Here is a 17,732-nt window from a genome sequence, read left to right on the forward strand (position 1 = left end):
AGGGCGCCTGTCGTGGGCTGGACAAGGCCGGGGGCCTCGTCGTATAAACTGTATTTATTTACAGTCCATCATGCTTGCCCCCTCTCCCGTCCCCGCCGGCCTTTTCAGCGACGAGCACGGCGCCTGGCGCTGCCTCTGGTGCCGCGCCACGCCCGAGTACCAGCGCTACCACGACGAAGAGTGGGGCCGCCCGGTGCACGGCGACCAGCGCCTGTTTGAAAAAATCTGCCTCGAGGGCTTCCAGGCCGGCCTGAGCTGGCTCACCATCCTCAACAAGCGCGAAGCCTTCCGCGAAGCCTTTGCACAGTTCGACATCGACGCCGTGGCGCGTTTCGACGAGGCCGATGTGCAGCGCCTGCTGCTCAACGCCGGCATCGTGCGGCACCGCGGCAAGATCGTCTCGACCCTCAACAACGCGCGCCGGGCGCAGGCCCTGCGCGACGAGTTCGGTTCGCTGGCGGCCTACTTCTGGCGCTTTGAGCCCGCCGCCCACCAGCGCCCCCCCGAGATCACCCACGCCAGCCTGCAAGGCCTGACCACCTCGCCCGAATCGGTGGCCCTGTCCAAGGACCTGCGCCGCCGCGGCTGGACCTTCGTCGGCCCCACCACCATGTACGCGTTCATGCAGGCCATGGGCCTGGTCAACGACCACCTCGAGGGCTGCCATGTGCGCGAACCCGCGCTGGCCCAGCGCGCCAGCCAACCAGGTGCGGCATGAGCGCTGCGCTGCACATTGGCATCGTCGGCTGCTCGGCCGAAGGGGCGGCGCTGTGCTACCGCACGGTGTGCGAAGAGGGCGCCCGCTGGCTGGGGCCCCACGGCCACCCCGAGGTGAGCCTGCACACCCCTTCGCTGCGGCACTATGTGGACTGCCTGGACCGCGGCGACCTGCCCGGCGTGGCGGCGCTGATGCTCGAGTCGGCGCGCAAGCTGGCCGCCGCGGGCGCTGACATCCTGATCTGCCCGGACAACACCATCCACCAGGCTTTTGAATGGGTGCGCCCGCACTCGCCACGGCCGTGGCTGCACATCGCCGAGGTGGTGGCCGAGGCCGCGCGCGAACGCGGTTTTCAGTGCCTGGGCCTGACCGGCACACGCTGGCTGCTGGACAGCGAGGTCTACCCCCAAGCCCTGGCCGCGCAAGGCCTGCGCTGGGTGCGCCCCGCGCCCGAGGTGCGGGCGGCCATGGGCCAGCTGATCATGGACGAGCTGGTGCGCGGCGTGCAGCAAGCCAGCACCGTGCAGCGCTTTCAAGGCTGGGTGCAGGACCTGCAACAGCAGGGCTGCGACGCCGTGGTGCTGGGCTGCACCGAGATCCCGCTGATCCTCAACGACAGCAACTCGGCCCTGCCCACGCTGGACTCGACCCGCTTGCTGGCCCGCGCGGCCCTGCGCCGTGCGCTGGGGCCCGAACCCCGCGCTTGAGGCCCGGCCCATGGCGTTCAAACTCAGCCGCGTTCACCGCACCCGCTTGATGGGCGTCTGGCGTTCCGCCGGTTGGCCCTGCAAGGACGGGCTCGAGATCGACCTGCTGGCCGCCGGCTTGATTCAACTGCACACCAGCGCCGAAGGGCATGAGACGCTCAAGCTCACCGACGCCGGCATCCAGGCCCTGGCCGAAGCGCGCCAGCGCAGCCAACGCGCGCTCAGCGCCCACGACCGGCTGGCCCAGCGCTTTGCCGAACACCTGCTGGGCAGTGGTCGCATCGTGTGGCGTGAGCTGGCGCTGCGCGCTGCCCTCGAAGCCCCCAGCCACGCCCCCAGCGCCCCACTGACTAGCCCCACCATTAGCCCCACAGCAAGCCCCGCTGAGGGCACCGCGCCCAGCCCGGCCGACACCGCCGTGGCCGCACCGCCCCAGGCCGCCGAAGGCCCAGCCGAACCCGCATCTTCACCCGCGGCCCGCCTGTGGAGCGACAGCGAGCTGCCCATGGCCCCTGCGCCAGCACCGCACACCTGGCGCATGGCGCGGCCCGACCTGTTTTCGGTGCGCAACACCTCGGTGGCGCGCTACCTGCAGCCCATGGTGCACGAGATCAAGTTCAGCCGCGCCGACCTGCTGTCCGACCTGCGCCACGCCGCCAAACGCGAGGCTTACGAATGGCTGTGCGAGGCCTGCTACTACGTCTTCCCCGCCGGGGTGGCCAAGGCCAACGAGATCCCCGAACACCTGGGCATCTGGCTGCTGCACGGCCCGGTGGAAAGCGGCCAGTTTGAGCTGCTGCGCCCGGCCCGCCACCAACCCTGCACGCTGCCGTTTGCAGTGTGGATGGCCTTGTCCAAGGCCAGCCCGGTGCGCAGCGAAGCCGAGCGCAGCCAGGCCCGCCTCGGCGAGGGCGGCGAGGACGACCCCGAAGCCGACCCCCTCCAAGCCCCCGAGGGCCTTTTGTGAGCGCCCCCGCGCCAGCCCCTGGGGCGGCGCCCGAGCCGGCCCTCTACACCGTGGCGGTGCGTGAACTGTGCGAGTTCACGGCCAAACAGGGCGACCTGGACCTGCGCTTCACCCCGGCCCCCACCGCACAAGAAGGCGTGGCCGGGCACGGCACCGTGGTGGCACGGCGCGGCGCCGGCTACCAGGCCGAGGTCAGCCTCAGCGGGCTCTACCAAGGCCGCTTGCGGGTGCGCGGCCGCGCCGACGGGCTGGACCCCAGCGGCCCGCGGCTGGAAGAAATCAAAACCCACAAGGGCCCACTCGAGCGACAGAACCCCGGCCAACGTGCCCTGCACTGGGCCCAGGCCCTGGTGTACGGCTGGCTCTACTGCCAACAAGAAGGGCTCAGCGAGCTGACCCTGGCCCTGGTGTACTTTGAGGTCGGTTCGCAGCAGGAAACCGTGTTCACGCGGCAGCTCAGCGCCACCGAGTTGCAAGCGCATTTCGAGGCCCAATGCGCGCGCTTCTTGAGCTGGGCCGAACAGCAACTGGCCCACCGCCAGGCGCGCGACGCCGCGCTGCAGGCGCTGCGCTTTCCGTTCGCCGATTTCCGCACCGGTCAGCGGCCCCTGGCCGAGGCGGTGTACCGCGGCGCCAGCGCCGGCCTGTGCGTGCTGGCCCAAGCCCCCACCGGCATTGGCAAGACCCTGGGCACGCTGTTCCCGCTGCTCAAGGCCGCGCCCGCGCAGGGTCTGGACAAGGTGTTTTTCTTGGCCGCCAAGACCTCAGGCCGGCAACTGGCGCTGCACGCGCTGGAACAACTCGCCCCGCAGCAAACCCTGCCGCTGCGCGTGCTGGAACTGGTGGCACGCGACAAGGCCTGTGAACACCCCGACCGCGCCTGCCACGGTGAGTCCTGCCCGTTGGCCCAGGGCTTTTACGACCGCCTGCCTGCGGCGCGCCAAGACGCCTTGAGCGGCCCCGCCCCCCAGGCCCAGGGCCCGTGGCGGCTGGACCAGGCCCAGGTGCGCGCGGTCGCCCTGCGCCACCAGGTGTGCCCCTACTACCTGAGCCAGGAGCTGGCCCGCTGGGTCGACCTGGTGGTGGGCGACTACAACTACTACTTCGACGCCAGCGCCCTGCTGTGGGGCCTGAGCCAGGCCAACAGCTGGCGCGTCGCCTTGCTGGTGGACGAGGCGCACAACCTGGTGGATCGCGCACGCCAGATGTACAGCGCCGAGTTGCGGCCCGAGGCGCTGGCACTGGCGCGCCGGGGCGACACCGCGCAGCGTTTTGCCACGGTCAAGAAAGGGCTCAACCAGCTGCGCCGCCAGTGGCTGGCGCTCGACAAAGCGCAGCCCCAGCCCTATGCCGTTTACCCCCAGCTGCCCGACAAACTGCTGCACGCGCTGCAACAGTGCAGCCAGGTGCTGGGCACCCACCAGGCCGAGCACCCCACCGAGTTCGACCCCGCGCTGCGCCAGTTCTACTTCGACGTGTTGCAGGCCTGCCGCCTGGCCGAATCGCTGGACACGCATTCGCTGTTCGACGTCAGCCAGCCCAGCCCGCCCGAACCCGGGCGATCGCGGCTGTGCCTGCGCAACCTGGTGCCCGCACCGTTCCTGGCCCCCCGCTGGGCCGGGGCGCACAGCAGCACCTTGTTCTCGGCCACGCTGCAGCCACCGAGCTACCACGCGCAGCTGCTGGGCCTGCCGGAGGCACACCGCACGCTGGAGGTCGAGTCACCGTTTGACGCCGCCCAGCTGCAGGTGCACACCGCGCGCCACCTGTCCACCCGCTACGCCGACCGCGCGGCCTCGCTGGCCCCGCTGGTCGACTTGATGGCGGCCCAGTACCGCGCCCAGCCCGGCAACTACCTGGCGTTCTTCAGCAGCTACGACTACCTGCAGCAGGTGGCCGACCAGCTGGCCCAAAGCCACCCCGACCTGCCTTGCTGGCGCCAGTCGCGCCGCATGCTCGAGGCCGAGCAGCAGGCCTTTCTGGCGCGCTTCAGCGAGACCAGCCAGGGCATCGGACTGGCGGTGCTGGGCGGAGCCTTTGCCGAGGGCATTGACCTGCCCGGGCGGCGCTTGATTGGCGCCTTTGTGGCCACCCTGGGACTGCCCCAGGTGAACCCCGTCAACGAGCAGGTGCGCCAGCGACTGCAGGCCTTGTTTGGGGCCGGCTACGACTACACCTACCTCTACCCCGGGCTGCAAAAGGTGGTGCAGGCCGCCGGGCGGGTGATTCGCGGCCCCGGTGACCGCGGCGTGGTGCACCTGATGGACGACCGCTTTGCCCGCCCCGAAGTGCGCCAGTTGTTGCCGCGCTGGTGGGCGTTGGACTGAGCCGCCTCGGGCACCTTCACCTTCACCTTCACCTTCACCTTCACCTTCATCTAAGGCAGAGGCAGAGGCTGGGGCTGAGACCGCGAGCCATGGCCACGGCTGCCGGGCTGCGGCACACTGGCACCCCATGGAACTGTTGCTGGAACTGCTGTTCGAGGTGTTTGGCGAGGTCGCGCTGCAGGTGCTGGCCGAGCTGCTGGCCGAATGGGGCCTGCACCTGAGCCGCGAGCGCCGCGCCCGCCGTGCCACGCCCCTGTGGCTGGGCCTGCTGGGCTACGCGGTGCTGGGTCTGGTGCTGGGCGGCTTGAGCCTGCTGCTGCTGCCGCAGTCGCTGCTGCCCACCCCGGGCTGGCGTGTCGCCAACCTGCTGCTGTCGCCCCTGCTGACGGGCGCCGTGCTGACCCTGATCGCCCACTGGCGCCGCCCCGGCGACCCCGAGGTCATGCTGCGCACCCGTTTCCTGCAAGGCCTGCTGTTTGCCCTGGCCATGGCCAGCGTGCGCTTTGCCGCCACCGCCTGAACAACACGCCCCAGACCCGGACGCCGGACCCGAGGCCACCCGGCGACGACACCCACCCGACCGCAGGCACCGGGCACCGCCACCCACCCCTGTGTGCCAGGTCAAGGTGCGGTCAGGTGGGGCCCGTACACTGTCGGGCTGATTTTTGGAACACGTCCCCATGAGCCTCACGCCCCCCGCCTGCCCGCAATGCGGCCTGGAAAACACCTACGCCGACGGCGACCAGTTCATCTGCCCTGACTGCGCCCACGAGTGGCCCGCCCAGGCCGAGGCCAGCGAGGACGACGCCCCCGCCGGGGACGGCATCATCCGCGACGCCAATGGCCAGCCGCTGGCCGACGGCGACGCCGTGCTGCTGATCAAGGACCTCAAGGTCAAAGGCTCGTCCACCGTGCTCAAGAAGGGCACCAAGGTGAAAAGCATCCGCCTGGTGCACGACAACGGTGACCACGATGTGGACTGCAAGACCGACCAGGGCAACTTCATGCTGAAGTCGGTGTTCCTGAAGAAGGCCTGACCCGCCACGCCCCCACCGCCACGCGCCACGACACGAGTCCCCCATGAGCCCCACCGCCCAAAGCACCCACGACACCACCCGCATTGACGACACCCGCATCCGCGCGGTGCGCCCTCTGATCACGCCCGCCCTGCTGCAAGAATGGCTGCCCGCCCCCGATGCCGCCCAGGCGCTGGTGGAGAGCAGCCGCGCGGCCATCTCGCGCGTGTTGCACGGCACGGACGACCGGCTGGTGGTGGTGGTGGGGCCTTGCTCCATCCACGACCACGCCCAGGCCATGGACTACGCGCGCCAGCTCAAGGCCCAGGCCGACGCGCTGAGCCAGGACCTGCTGGTGGTGATGCGCGTGTACTTTGAAAAGCCACGCACCACCGTGGGCTGGAAGGGCTACATCAACGACCCGCACCTGGACGGCAGCTTCGCCATCAACGAAGGGCTGGAGCTGGCGCGCAAGCTGCTGCTCGACGTGCTGGCGCTGGGCCTGCCGGTGGGCACCGAGTTCCTGGACCTGCTGAGCCCGCAGTTCATCAGTGACCTGGTGAGCTGGGGCGCCATCGGCGCGCGCACCACCGAAAGCCAAAGCCACCGCCAACTGGTCAGCGGCCTGAGCTGCCCGGTGGGCCTGAAGAACGGCACCGACGGCGGCGTCAAGGTGGCGGCCGACGCCATCCAGGCGGCGCAAGCACCGCACGCCTTCATGGGCATGACCAAGATGGGCCAGGCCGCCATCTTCGAAACCCGCGGCAACGACGACTGCCACGTCATCCTGCGCGGTGGCAAGCAGCCCAACTACAGCGCCGCCGACGTGAACACCGCCTGCGCCCTGCTCAAGGCGGCGGGCCTGCGCGAGCAGGTGATGATCGACGTCTCGCACGCCAACAGCAGCAAGCAGCACCGCAAGCAGATCGAGGTGGCCGCCGACGTGGCACAGCAGATCGCGGCCGGCGACACGCGCATCACCGGCCTGATGATCGAAAGCCACCTGCACGAGGGCCGCCAGGACATCGTGCCCGGCCAGGCCTTGCAGCCCGGCGTGTCGGTGACCGATGCCTGCATCAGCTTCGAGCAAACCGTGCCCGTGCTGCAAGGCCTGGCCGCCGCCGTGCGGCAACGCCGGCAAGCGCGCGCGGCCTGATCCATCGGCGTCGGCCGCACCGGGCCCTGGCCCCAGCACGCATGGGGTCAAACCAGTCCACTAAACTGGTTGGCCCTGCCATCCCCCGCGCGCGGCCCCCGGGGCCCGCGTTTGCCTGCGCCATGACGATGACCCCGTCCTTGCCCACCGACTTCGAGCACATCTTTGAACTGGCCCCGGTCTCGCTGTGGCTGGAAGACTTCAGCGCCCTCAAGCGCTTCTTCGATCGCCTGCGCGCCGAGGGCGTGACCGACCTCAAGACCCACCTCACGCAGCAGCCTGAACGGGTCGCCGAGGGCACGGCCTGCATCCGCGTGCTGCGGGTCAACGCCCGCACCCTGCAGCTGTTCGCGGCGCGCGACACCGCGCACCTGCTGGACAACCTGGGCCAGGTGTTCCGCGACGACATGTTCGAGCAGGTGGTCGACGAATGGACCCAGCTCTGGAACGGCGAGCTCGAGTTCAGCAACCAGACCGTCAACTACACGCTGGACGGGCGCCGCCTGGACGTGCTGGTGCGCGCGCGCATCCTGCAAGGCCACGAAGCCAACTGGGACCGTGTCATGGTGTCGCTCGAAGACGTGACCGAAAGCCAGCGCAACCTGAACCGCCTGGCCGACAGCGAGCAGTACGCCCGCGACCTGTTCGAGCACTCGCCTGTGTCGCTGTGGGTGGAGGACTTCAGCGCCGTCAAACGCCTGCTCGACGAGGCACGCCAGCAGGGCATCAGCGACTTCCCCACCTTCATCCGCGTGCACCCTGAGTTTGTCACCCGCTGCATGCAAGAGATCCGCGTCATCGACGTCAACCAGTTGACGCTGGACATGTTCGGGGCCCAGGACAAGCCCCACCTGCTGCGCAACCTCGACAAGCTGTTCCGCGACGAGATGGTGGACTCGTTTTCTGACCAGCTGATCGACCTCTGGCAGGGCAAGCTGGAGCAGCAACGCGAGGTCAGCAACTACTCGCTCAGCGGCGACCAGTTGCACATCCACATGCAGTTCTCGGTGCTGCAGGGGCACGAGGCCCAGTGGGACCTGGTGCTGGTGTCGCTGGTCGACATCACGGCACGCAAAAAGGCCGAGGCCTACCTGGAGTACCTGGGCAAGCACGACGTGCTGACCCGCCTGCGCAACCGCGCCTACTACGCCGACGAACTGAACCGCCTGGCACGGCGCGGCCCCTGGCCGGTGAGCGTGCTGGTGATCGACCTCAACGGCCTCAAGCGCATCAACGACGACGAAGGCCATGCCGCCGGGGATGCCCTGCTGCGCCGCGCCGGCGAGGTGCTGGCCAAGGCGGTGGACAGCCCAGCCTGCGCGGCCCGCATCGGCGGCGATGAGTTCGCTGTGCTGCTGCCAGCCACCGATGGGCGCGCCGCCCTGGCCGTGCGCGACCGCATCCTGTCGCTGCTGGAGCTGAACAACCAGTTCTACACCGGGCGCCCGCTGACGCTGTCGATGGGCCTGGCCACCTGCCAGCACGGTGAGTCACTGGACGCCGCCGTGTCGCGTGCCGACCAGGCCATGTACGCTGAAAAAGCCCGTTACTACCAGAGCCAGGAAGCCGATCGCCGCCACGGGGCGGACTGACGCGCTGGCCCTTTTCTGAACCCACTGAGCACCGCCATGACCCGCCTCGCCGTGATCGACTTTGAAACCACCGGCATCTCGCCTGAGCAGGGCGCACGCGCCACCGAAGTGGCCATCGTGCTGCTGGAGCACGGCCGGGTGGTGGACCGCTTTCAAAGCCTGATGAACGCGGGGGTGCGCATCCCGTCGTTCATCACCCAGCTGACGGGCATCAGCAACGCCATGATCGCCGAGGCCCCGCCCGCCGCTCAGGTGATGGCCGAGGCCAGTCGCTTTGTCGGCTCGCTGCCGATGGTGGCGCACAACGCGGCCTTCGACCGCAAGTTCTGGGTCGCCGAACTGGCGCTGGCCGGGCTGGACGCCCCGCAGGCCTATGCGTGCACCGTGCTGCTGTCGCGGCGCCTGTTCCCGCACGCCCCCAGCCACAAGCTGGGTTTGCTGATCGACCACCTGGGCCTGCCGCGTGCCGGCCGGGCCCACCGGGCCCTGGCCGACGCCGAGATGGCGGCCAGTCTGCTGGCGCGCATGCAGGATGAACTGCGCCGCCAGTGGCAGCTCGAGGCCAGCCCCGCCTTGCTGATGGCGCTGCAGCGGTGCAGCAAGGCCGCGGTGCCGGGCTGGCTGCGACAACAGCAGGCCTGCGCCCCGGTCCAGACCCGACAGGCCGCGGTGCTGGGGGCGGTCTGAGGGGGCATGAAGGGGTTTGAAGGGCGGGCTCAGCCCTTGTTGATGTTGAGCTTGGGCACCAGGTCTTTGTAGAAGGCGCGGTCCTTGTCGATGGCCGCCTGGAAGGTCGCCGCATCGGCATAGGCCCAGCCCAGGTTGGCCTTGGTCAGGGCGTCGCGGAACACCGCGTCTTCGGCGGCCTTGCGCGCCACGTCGGACCACAGTTCGGCGATCTCCTGCGGCAGGTTCTTGGGGGCGGCCAGCCCGCGCCACACCTGCACCGACAGGTCGATGCCGCGCTCCTTGAGCGTGGGCACTTTCTCGAACAGACCCGGCACGCGCTGGTCGGCCATCACCGCCAGGGTGCGCATCTTGCCGGCGGCCACATGCTGGGCCACCTCGCCGGGGCTGACGGTCAGCGCGTCCACATGCCCGCCCAGCAGGGCCACCGCGGCCGGGGCCGCCCCCAGGAAGGGCACATGGTTGAACGGGGCGCCGGTCTTCTCGGCAAAGGCCGCTGCGGCCATGTGCCAGATCGAGCCCACACCGGCGTTGCCAATCGAAATCGGGTCCTTGCGTTTGCGGGCGTCGGCAAGGAACTCGTCCACGCTTTGCCACGGGGCATCGGCGCGCACGGTGATGGCTGAGGGGTCGGCGTTGAGTCGCGCGATGGGGCGCACATCAGAGGCGGTGTACTTGGTGATGCCCAGGTTGGGGATGATGGTCAGCTCGCAAATGATGATGCCGAGCTTGTAGCCATCGGGCTTGGCATTGATCACCTCGGCGGTGCCGATGGCGCCGCTGGCGCCCGGCTTGTTGTTGACCACCACCGGCTGCTGGGGCAGGTACTTCTTGACCGCCTCGGCAAAGGCGCGGCCCACCAGGTCGGTGCCGCCACCCGCGGCCACCGGCACGATCAGCTCGATCGGGCGCGTGGGGTAGTCGGTGGCGGCGCGGGCCAGACCGAACGGCGCAGCCAGCGCCAAGGCGGCGCTGCTGGTCATGAAGTGACGGCGTTGCATGGACATGCTTGTCTCCTTGGTTGTTCAAAACACCAGGCCAGCGGCAGGGGCCACGCCAGCCGGGCCGGGCAGGGGGCCCGGCTTTCTTCTTGTGAGGGAATCCGGTCGTCAGTAGGTGGCGCGACCACCCGAGAGGTCGAACACGGCCCCGGTGGTGAAGGAGTTTTCCGACGACAGCAGCCAGGCCACCATGGCAGCCACTTCATCGACCTCGACAAAGCGCCCGCGCGGGATCTTGGACAGCATGTAGTCGATGTGCTGCTGCGACATCTGCTCAAAGATGCGCGTCTTGGCGGCCGCCGGGGTGATGGCGTTGACGGCCACGTTGTGCTGCGCCGTCTCCTTGCCCAGGCTCTTGGTCAGCGCAATGACACCGGCCTTGGACGCGCTGTACGCGGCGGCGTTGGGGTTGCCTTCCTTGCCCGCGATGGACGCGATGTTGACGATGCGCCCATAGTTGCGCGCCACCATGCCGGCCACCACCGAGCGGTTCACGTTGAAGGCACCGTTGAGGTTGACGTTGACCACCCGCAGCCATTCGGCCGGCGCGTAGTCCACCACCGGGGCGTTGGCGCCCGCGATGCCGGCACTGTGCACCAGCATTGCAATCGGACCGCTGTCGGCCTCGGTGCGGACCACGGCGGCCTGCACCTGGGCCAGGTCGGTGACGTCCACCGTCAAGCCCAACACCGGGGGCTGGCCCGGGCGGCTCAGGCTGGCCTGGGCGGCGGCCAGGGCCTGGGGGTCGGCGTCCCACAGCGCGACGCGCGCGCCGCCCGCCAACAGGCGGCTGGCAATCGCGTAGCCAATGCCCTGGGCCCCGCCGGTCACCACCGCAGTGCGGCCTTCGTAGTGGTACTGAATCATGCTCATGTCTCCTCCTGGCCTCAGGCCGCCACGGTGCGTTGGGTTTGCTCACCCAGGCCCTGGATGCCCAGGCGCATGGTCTGGCCCGGGCGCAGGAACACCGGCGCGGGCTTGCAGCCCATGCCCACGCCGGGCGGCGTGCCGGTGGAGATCACATCGCCGGGGTACAGGGTCATGAAGCGGCTCAGGTAGGCCACGATCTGCGGCACGCGGAAGATCATGGTGCGGGTGTTGCCGTTTTGGTAGCGGTGGCCGTCGACCTCCAGCCACAGGTCCAGCGCATGGGGGTCGGGCACCTCGTCGGCGGTGACCAGCCAGGGGCCGGTGGGACCGAAGGTGTCGCAGCCCTTGCCCTTGTCCCAGGTGCCGCCGCGCTCAAGTTGGTATTCGCGCTCGGACACGTCGTTGACCACACAGTAGCCGGCCACGTAACTCAGCGCATCGGCCTCGTCGACATAGCTCGCGGTGCGGCCGATGACCACCCCCAGCTCCACCTCCCAGTCGGTCTTGGTCGAGCCGCGCGGGATGCGCACATCGTCGTTCGGGCCCACCACGGCCGAGGTCCATTTGTTGAACACCACCGGTTCGCTGGGCACCGGCATGCCGGACTCGGCCGCGTGGTCGGCGTAGTTCAAGCCGATGCAGATGAACTTGCCAATGCGCCCGACGCAGGGGCCCAGGCGCGGTGAGCCGCTCACCAGGGGCAGGCTCTGGGGGTCCAGGGCCCGCAAGCGGGCCAGGGTGTCGGGGGCGAGGGCGCTGCCGTCGATGTCGGCCACCTGGGCCGAGAGGTCGCGCAGTTGGCCCGTGCTGTCGAGCAGGCCCGGTTTTTCTTGGCCCGGCGGGCCATAGCGAAGCAATTTCATGCCAGTGTCTCCTTGTGCTGGCGAATTCTGAAAGCCGGGCTGTTTGCTGCATAGTGAGAGCTTTTGATCTGGCAATAACCGATTGGAATCCCCCCCATGCTGCCCAGCCTGTCCTCGATCGCCTCGCGCCTGCGTTTTCGCCAACTGACCCTGCTGGTGGCGCTGGACGAAGCCGGCTCATTGCACCGCGCGGCCGACCAACTGGGCATGACCCAACCCGGGCTGACCAAGGCGCTGCGTGAGATCGAATCGACCTTTGGCGCCGAGCTGTTCCAGCGCTCACCCAAAGGCGTGCAGGCCAATGAGCTGGGGCGCTGCATCCTGCGCTACGCACGGGTCATCGGCTCTGACCTGGGCCACCTGCGCGAAGAGCTGGACGGTGTGCTGCGCGGCAGTGGCGGGCGGGTCGCCGTGGGCACCATCACCGGGGCCCTGCACTCGGTGCTGATCGGGGCGCTGGCGCAACTGCGGCAAACCCAGCCAGCCTTGTCGATCGAGGTGCGCGAAGGCATCAGCAGCGAGCTGCTGGGCCTGGTCAACGAGGGGCGGCTGGACCTGGCGATCTGCCGCACCACGGTGTCGAGCCAGGCCGACCATTTCGACTACGAAGCCCTCGAAGACGAGCAGGTGGCACTGGCCGTGGGCCTGGCGCATCCGCTGGCCAAGGCACGCCGTGTGACGCTGGCGCAGCTGGTGCGCTACCGCTGGATCCTCTACCCGGGCAGCATGCCGCTGCGCACCCTGGCCGAGCGCGAGTTTCGCGAGGCCGGGCTCGAGTTGCCACCGTACCCGATCGAGACCGCCTCCTCCCTGGCCACCCTGTTGATGCTCAAGCAAGACCCCAAGCTGGTGGCCCTGATGGCCGAGGGCACCATGGCCTTTTGCGAAGAGCACGGTATCGCCAAGCGCCTGCCGCTGAGCCTGCGCGCGCGGCACGAGGGCTATGGCATCGTCACCCGCCGGGGCGCCCGCTTGTCGCCGGCGGCCACGCTGCTGGTGCAATGCCTGCGCGACGCGGCCGGGCGGGGCCGCGATGAGGCGGGGCTATCACCCCGATAGGGAAGGCCCCCCAGCCAAGGCCTGCCCGGCTGTGTTACCATTTTTGCCATGCAACGCCAGCAAGCCCTCACCCTAAAGCTAAGCCTAGTGCTCGGCCGGGGTCTGCTCGCGTTCGTGTCTTGAGCTTCGCGCTCATCGCTCTGACTTCCCCCTGACCCCGGCCCACGAACCAGCCTTTGCCCTGCGCAAAGGGCTGCAGGGGATGTCTTTGTTTTTCCGTTTTTGACCCTCGCGGCACAGCCCGGACACCCCGGCGCCGCCCCTGTTCGTGGAGCCCCCAATGATTGCCAACCCCGCCACCAAGTACGCCCCGTTTGCCCCGATCGCGCTCGCCGATCGCCAATGGCCCTCGCGCACCATCACCCAGGCGCCGATCTGGCTGTCCACCGATTTGCGCGACGGCAACCAGGCCTTGTTCGAGCCCATGAATGCCGAGCGCAAGATGAGCCTGTTCATGGAGTTGGTGCGCATCGGCTTCAAGCAAATCGAGGTGGGTTTCCCCGCGGCCTCGCAAACCGACTTCGACTTTGTGCGCCGCCTGATCGAAGAAAAGCGGATCCCCGACGACGTGACCATCATGGTCATGACCCAGTCGCGTGAAGACCTGATCGCCCGCAGCGTGGAGGCCGTTCAAGGTGCTCCACGCGCCATCGTGCACCTCTACAACGCCACCGCACCGGCCTGGCGCCGCATCGTGTTTGGCATGAGCGTGCCGCAGGTGATGGACTTGATCCGCCACCATGTGGGCTACCTCAAACGCCTCACCGACGCCCAGCCGGCCACCCAGTGGACCTTGCAGTACTCGCCCGAAACCTTCAGCGCCACCGAGCTGGACGTGTCCTTGCAGGCCTGCCACACCGCCATCGAAACCTGGGGGGCGGGCCCGGGCCGCGAGGTCATCATCAACCTGCCGACCACGGTGGAGAACGCCACCGCCAATGTGTTTGCCGACCAGATCGAGTGGATGCACCGCCACCTGGTGCCGCGCCAGCACATTGTCTTGTCGGTGCACCCGCACAACGACCGTGGCACAGGTGTGGCCGCGGCCGAGTTCGCCATGATGGCCGGCGCCGACCGCGTGGAAGGCTGCTTGTTTGGCAATGGCGAGCGCTGCGGCAATGTGGACATCGTGACGTTGGCGCTCAACCTCTACACCCAGGGCGTGCACCCGCAGCTTGATTTTTCCGACATCACCGCCGTGGCGCGCGTGGCCGAAGAATGCACCTCGATCCCGGTGCACCCGCGCCACCCCTACGCGGGCGATCTGGTGTTCACCGCCTTCTCGGGCTCGCACCAGGACGCGATCAAGAAAGGCTTTGCCGCCCAGGACCCGAATGGCCTCTGGGAAGTGCCGTACTTGCCGATCGATCCGGCCGACCTGGGCCGCACCTACGACAGCGTGATCCGCGTCAACAGCCAGTCGGGCAAGGGCGGCATCGCCTTCTTGCTCGAGCGCGAACGCGGCGTGGTGATGCCGCGCCGCATGCAGGTCGAGTTCAGTGCCGTGGTGCAGCGCCAGACCGATGCGAGCGAGACCGAGATCAATGGCAGCGAGATCTGGGCCCTGTTCCAGCAAACCTATTTGCGGGGCACCGCGGGCAGCAGCGACGCGATCCGCTACCACGGTCACAAGCTCGATGAAAGCGGCCAGGGCATCGAACTCGACCTCAGCATCGCGGGCCAGCGCCAGCAGGTGCGCGGTCATGGCAACGGCCCCATCGCCGCCACGGTGGATGCGCTGGGCTTGCCGCTGCGCGTCGACAGCTACGAAGAACGCGCCACCGGCAGCGGGGCCGATGCCCAGGCCTTGGCGATTGTGGAGGCCGCGCTCGACGGCGTGGCGGGTGCGGGCTTTGGCGTGGGCATGAGCCACAACATCGTGACCGCCTCGATCCAGGCCGTGATCAGCGTGGCCAACCGCCTGCAAGCTCGACGCCAGCCCAGCCACAGCGGGGCCGCGACAGCCGCGACGGCCGACACCACGGCCTGAGCCCCGGCACGCGCCAGGGCCAGGCCCTGGTCATCGGTCCCCGGGGCGACGGAAATCCTGTCGCCTCGGACGGGTTGGGTGGGCATGATCCCGTACCGGGGTCATGTGCCCCGGCAAAACGCCTGGTCGAACCCTGACCTGGCGTCGCAAAAGTCGCAAAATGGCTGCAGCGAACTTCCACCGGACCCGAACGATGGCCCCCTCTGCCCCCCCGGACACCCCCAGCGTTGTCACCCCTGCGTTCCTGAACTGGCCGCTGCGCGACCTGCGCGCCTGGGTGCGGCTGCTGGTGCGGGCCGAGGTCCCGATCCTGGCCAGCACCGCGCAGGCCATCGAAGACCTGCGGGCGCGCGAGGACGACATCGGCCCCGCCGACCTGAGCCCCGTGTTGCGCGCCGACCCGCTGATGACGGTGAAGTTCTTCGCCCATGTCGCCACCCTGCGCCGCAACGACGACGCGACCGAAACCGAGAGCATCACCAGCGCCCTGGTGATGACGGGCATCACCCCGTTTTTCAAGCACTTCGGCCCGCAAGCCACGGTCGAAGACCGCCTGCGCGAGTACCCCGCAGCGCTCGAGGCCGTGCAGGAACTGCTGCACCGCAGCGCGCGTGCGGCCCACTTTGCGATGGCCTTTGCGGTGCACCGCAGCGACACCGATGTCGACGTGATCCATGAGGCGGCCTTCTTGCACGACTTTGCCGAGTTGCTGGTCTGGTGCCACGCGCCGACCTTGATGCTCAAGATCCGCCAGGCCCAGGCGCAAGACCCAGCCCTGCGCAGCAGCGTGGCCCAGCGCAGCGTGCTGAACATCGAACTCGATGACCTGCGCCAGACCCTGCTGCGCCTGTGGCGCCTGCCCAAGCTGCTGATCCGCATCAGCGACGGCAAGCACGCCGACCACCCCAGCGTGCAAAACGTGGTGCTGGCCTCGCGCCTGGCGCGGCACACCATGAAAAGCTGGGACAACCCGGCGCTGAGCAGCGATGTGGAAGCACTGTCCAAACTGCTCAACGCCTCGCCGCGGGTGACGCTGGCCTTTTTGCACAAGGTCGATGGCTCAAGCGAGCCCTGAGCAAGCCGCCACCCACCGGCTAACACCCCCAAAGCCCGCACCACTGCACCGCCCACATTCGCCCGACCCGCGGCCAGCCCCCCCGGGCAACCCGCCAGCCCGTCGCCCCGGCGCGGGGCTGACGGGCTGGGCAAGGGGGCCCGCCGGCCGCGCTGACACCTTCGCGTCACACGCCCAAGCGTTCGCGACCATAATAGATGCATATACATCTATTCAAGCCCCCGGTGGGCTGTCCCTGCCCGCTATGACCTCCTCCCACGCCCAAGCCACCCCCCGACCCATGCCGGAGGCCGTTGGAGCGCCCGCTGGGGCCGGCGCCTCCGCGCCCCCCCCAGCGATGGACCCGCGCACCCGCTTGCTGCTCGAAGGCCCCATCGCCAGCACCCTGCTGCGCATGGCAGGCCCCAATGTGGTGGTGATGGTGGCGCAGGCCCTGGCGGGCTTGATCGAAACCTGGTTCATCGGCCGCCTGGGCACCGACGCCCTGGCCGGCATGGCGCTGGTGTTCCCGGTGGTGATGCTGATGCAGATGATGTCGGCCGGCGCCATGGGCGGTGGCATCTCGTCTGCGATCGCCCGCGCGCTGGGCGCGCGGCGCCGCGACGACGCCCACGCCCTGGTGTTCCATGCCCTGCTGCTGTCGATCGTGTTTGGCCTGGTGTTCACGCTGGCGGCCTGGCTGGGAGGTGCGTGGTTGTACACCCACATGGGTGGCCAGGCGGGGTCGCTGCAGGCCGCCATGACCTACTCGAACTGGGTCTTCTCAGGGGCTGTGCTGGTCTGGCTGTTCAACTCGCTGGCCTCGGTGATCCGGGGCACCGGCAACATGGGCCTGCCGGCCAAGGTGATCAGCTGGGGCACCTTGCTGCTGTTGCCGCTGTCGCCGCTGCTGATTTTTGGCTGGGGCCCGATCCCGGCCATGGGCATCGCTGGCGGTGGCCTGGCGCTGCTGCTGTACTACGCCGGGGGATCGGTGGCGCTGGGCGCCTGGTTGCTGTCCTCGCGCAGCCTGCTGCGGCCGCGCTGGGAGGACGCGCGCTGGCGCAAAAGCCTGTTCATGGACATCTTGCGCGTGGGCTTGGCCGGGGCCGTGTCCACGGTGGCCACCAATGTGGCGATTGCGGTGGCCACGGGCTTGGTGGGCCATTTTGGTCCGGCCGCCATCGCGGGCTATGGCACGGCCTCGCGGCTCGAGTACCTGCTGGTGCCGCTGGTGTTTGGCTTTGGCGGCCCCCTGGTGGCCATGGTGGGCACAGCCGTGGGTGCTGGCCGGCGGGACCGCGCCCTGCGGGCCACCTGGATGGGTGCCGCCATGGCGGTGGCCCTGAGCGAGGTGATTGGTCTGGCCGCGGCGGCCTTCCCGGTGGCCTGGTTGTCGCTGTTCGACAGCGACCCGGCCATGCTCGAGGTCGGGTCCCAGTACCTGCGCATCGTGGGCCCGTTTTACGGCCTGTTCGGCCTGGGGCTGATCCTGTACTTCGCCTCACAAGGCGCCGGGCGGCTGCTCTGGCCGGTGCTGGGCAACATCGCCCGCCTCGCGGTGGCGGCCTTGGGCGGCTGGCTGGCCCTGCGCTGGGGCTGGGGCCTGGCAGGGGTGTTTGGGGCTCAGGCCCTGGCTTTGGCGGTGTATGGCGGGCTCAATGCCACGGCCATCGCGCGCGGGGTGTGGTTCCGCGACTGAACAGGCGCCCTGGAGGCCACGGA

Annotated in this window: 16 protein-coding genes; 13 read left to right on the plus strand and 3 right to left on the minus strand. The window is 69.0% G+C overall.

The features are described from left to right. Positions 1-70 precede the first annotated feature (70 nt). From PSQ40_RS13140 to PSQ40_RS13180, 9 genes are all read left to right on the plus strand, one after another. A complete protein-coding gene (locus tag PSQ40_RS13140) occupies positions 71-718 on the plus strand; it encodes a DNA-3-methyladenine glycosylase I (RefSeq protein ID WP_273951986.1) in 648 nt (215 codons plus the stop codon). After that, complete coding sequence (locus PSQ40_RS13145; protein WP_273951987.1) at positions 715-1,425, plus strand: aspartate/glutamate racemase family protein; 711 nt, start codon at positions 715-717, stop codon at positions 1,423-1,425. Before PSQ40_RS13140 ends, PSQ40_RS13145 begins: the two co-directional genes overlap by 4 nt. A 10-nt stretch (positions 1,426-1,435) precedes the next feature. Next, positions 1,436-2,392: a hypothetical protein gene (locus tag PSQ40_RS13150; protein WP_273951988.1), complete on the plus strand. Its 957-nt coding sequence runs from the start codon at positions 1,436-1,438 to the stop codon at positions 2,390-2,392. After that, positions 2,389-4,719, plus strand: a complete 2,331-nt coding sequence (locus tag PSQ40_RS13155; RefSeq protein ID WP_273951989.1) for an ATP-dependent DNA helicase — start codon at positions 2,389-2,391, stop codon at positions 4,717-4,719. Before PSQ40_RS13150 ends, PSQ40_RS13155 begins: the two co-directional genes overlap by 4 nt. Before the next feature lie 127 nt (positions 4,720-4,846). Next, positions 4,847-5,239, plus strand: coding sequence for a hypothetical protein (locus PSQ40_RS13160; protein ID WP_273951990.1), 393 nt, complete (start codon positions 4,847-4,849; stop codon positions 5,237-5,239). A 160-nt stretch (positions 5,240-5,399) separates the two neighbouring features. Further along, on the plus strand, positions 5,400-5,756 hold the full coding sequence (locus PSQ40_RS13165) for a zinc ribbon domain-containing protein YjdM (protein WP_273951991.1): 357 nt from the start codon (positions 5,400-5,402) through the stop codon (positions 5,754-5,756). Between the two features lie 43 nt (positions 5,757-5,799). Continuing rightward, positions 5,800-6,891 (plus strand): 3-deoxy-7-phosphoheptulonate synthase, encoded by a 1,092-nt coding sequence (locus PSQ40_RS13170; RefSeq protein ID WP_273951992.1) that lies wholly within the window; start codon positions 5,800-5,802, stop codon positions 6,889-6,891. 122 nt (positions 6,892-7,013) lie between these two features. After that, complete coding sequence (locus PSQ40_RS13175) at positions 7,014-8,483, plus strand: sensor domain-containing diguanylate cyclase (protein ID WP_273951993.1); 1,470 nt, start codon at positions 7,014-7,016, stop codon at positions 8,481-8,483. 36 nt (positions 8,484-8,519) lie between these two features. Continuing rightward, on the plus strand, positions 8,520-9,170 hold the full coding sequence (locus PSQ40_RS13180; protein ID WP_273951994.1) for a 3'-5' exonuclease: 651 nt from the start codon (positions 8,520-8,522) through the stop codon (positions 9,168-9,170). A gap of 29 nt (positions 9,171-9,199) precedes the next feature. On the opposite strand, the gene PSQ40_RS13185 is transcribed toward PSQ40_RS13180, so the two are convergent. The 3 genes from PSQ40_RS13185 to PSQ40_RS13195 all read right to left on the minus strand — a co-directional run bounded on the left by PSQ40_RS13185 (position 9,200) and on the right by PSQ40_RS13195 (position 11,904). Then, positions 9,200-10,177 (minus strand): tripartite tricarboxylate transporter substrate binding protein, encoded by a 978-nt coding sequence (locus PSQ40_RS13185; protein WP_273951995.1) that lies wholly within the window; start codon positions 10,175-10,177, stop codon positions 9,200-9,202. Positions 10,178-10,279: 102 nt separating this feature from the next. Next, entirely contained in the window at positions 10,280-11,038 is a 759-nt protein-coding gene (locus PSQ40_RS13190) for an SDR family NAD(P)-dependent oxidoreductase (protein WP_273952047.1), read from the minus strand. A gap of 20 nt (positions 11,039-11,058) precedes the next feature. Continuing rightward, on the minus strand, positions 11,059-11,904 hold the full coding sequence (locus tag PSQ40_RS13195; RefSeq protein ID WP_273951997.1) for an ureidoglycolate lyase: 846 nt from the start codon (positions 11,902-11,904) through the stop codon (positions 11,059-11,061). Between the two features lie 96 nt (positions 11,905-12,000). On the opposite strand from PSQ40_RS13195, the gene PSQ40_RS13200 reads away from it, so the two are divergent. From PSQ40_RS13200 to PSQ40_RS13215, 4 genes are all read left to right on the plus strand, one after another. After that, positions 12,001-12,963, plus strand: a complete 963-nt coding sequence (locus PSQ40_RS13200; RefSeq protein WP_273951998.1) for a LysR family transcriptional regulator — start codon at positions 12,001-12,003, stop codon at positions 12,961-12,963. Between the two features lie 280 nt (positions 12,964-13,243). Further along, a complete protein-coding gene (gene leuA / locus PSQ40_RS13205; protein WP_273951999.1) occupies positions 13,244-14,953 on the plus strand; it encodes a 2-isopropylmalate synthase in 1,710 nt (569 codons plus the stop codon). Positions 14,954-15,146: 193 nt separating this feature from the next. After that, positions 15,147-16,028 (plus strand): HDOD domain-containing protein, encoded by an 882-nt coding sequence (locus tag PSQ40_RS13210; protein WP_273952000.1) that lies wholly within the window; start codon positions 15,147-15,149, stop codon positions 16,026-16,028. Positions 16,029-16,365: 337 nt separating this feature from the next. Next, positions 16,366-17,709: an MATE family efflux transporter gene (locus PSQ40_RS13215; protein WP_273952001.1), complete on the plus strand. Its 1,344-nt coding sequence runs from the start codon at positions 16,366-16,368 to the stop codon at positions 17,707-17,709. Positions 17,710-17,732 lie beyond the last annotated feature (23 nt).

The sequence above is a fragment of the Curvibacter cyanobacteriorum genome (genome assembly GCF_028649475.1).
Classification (GTDB): domain Bacteria; phylum Pseudomonadota; class Gammaproteobacteria; order Burkholderiales; family Burkholderiaceae_C; genus Curvibacter; species Curvibacter cyanobacteriorum.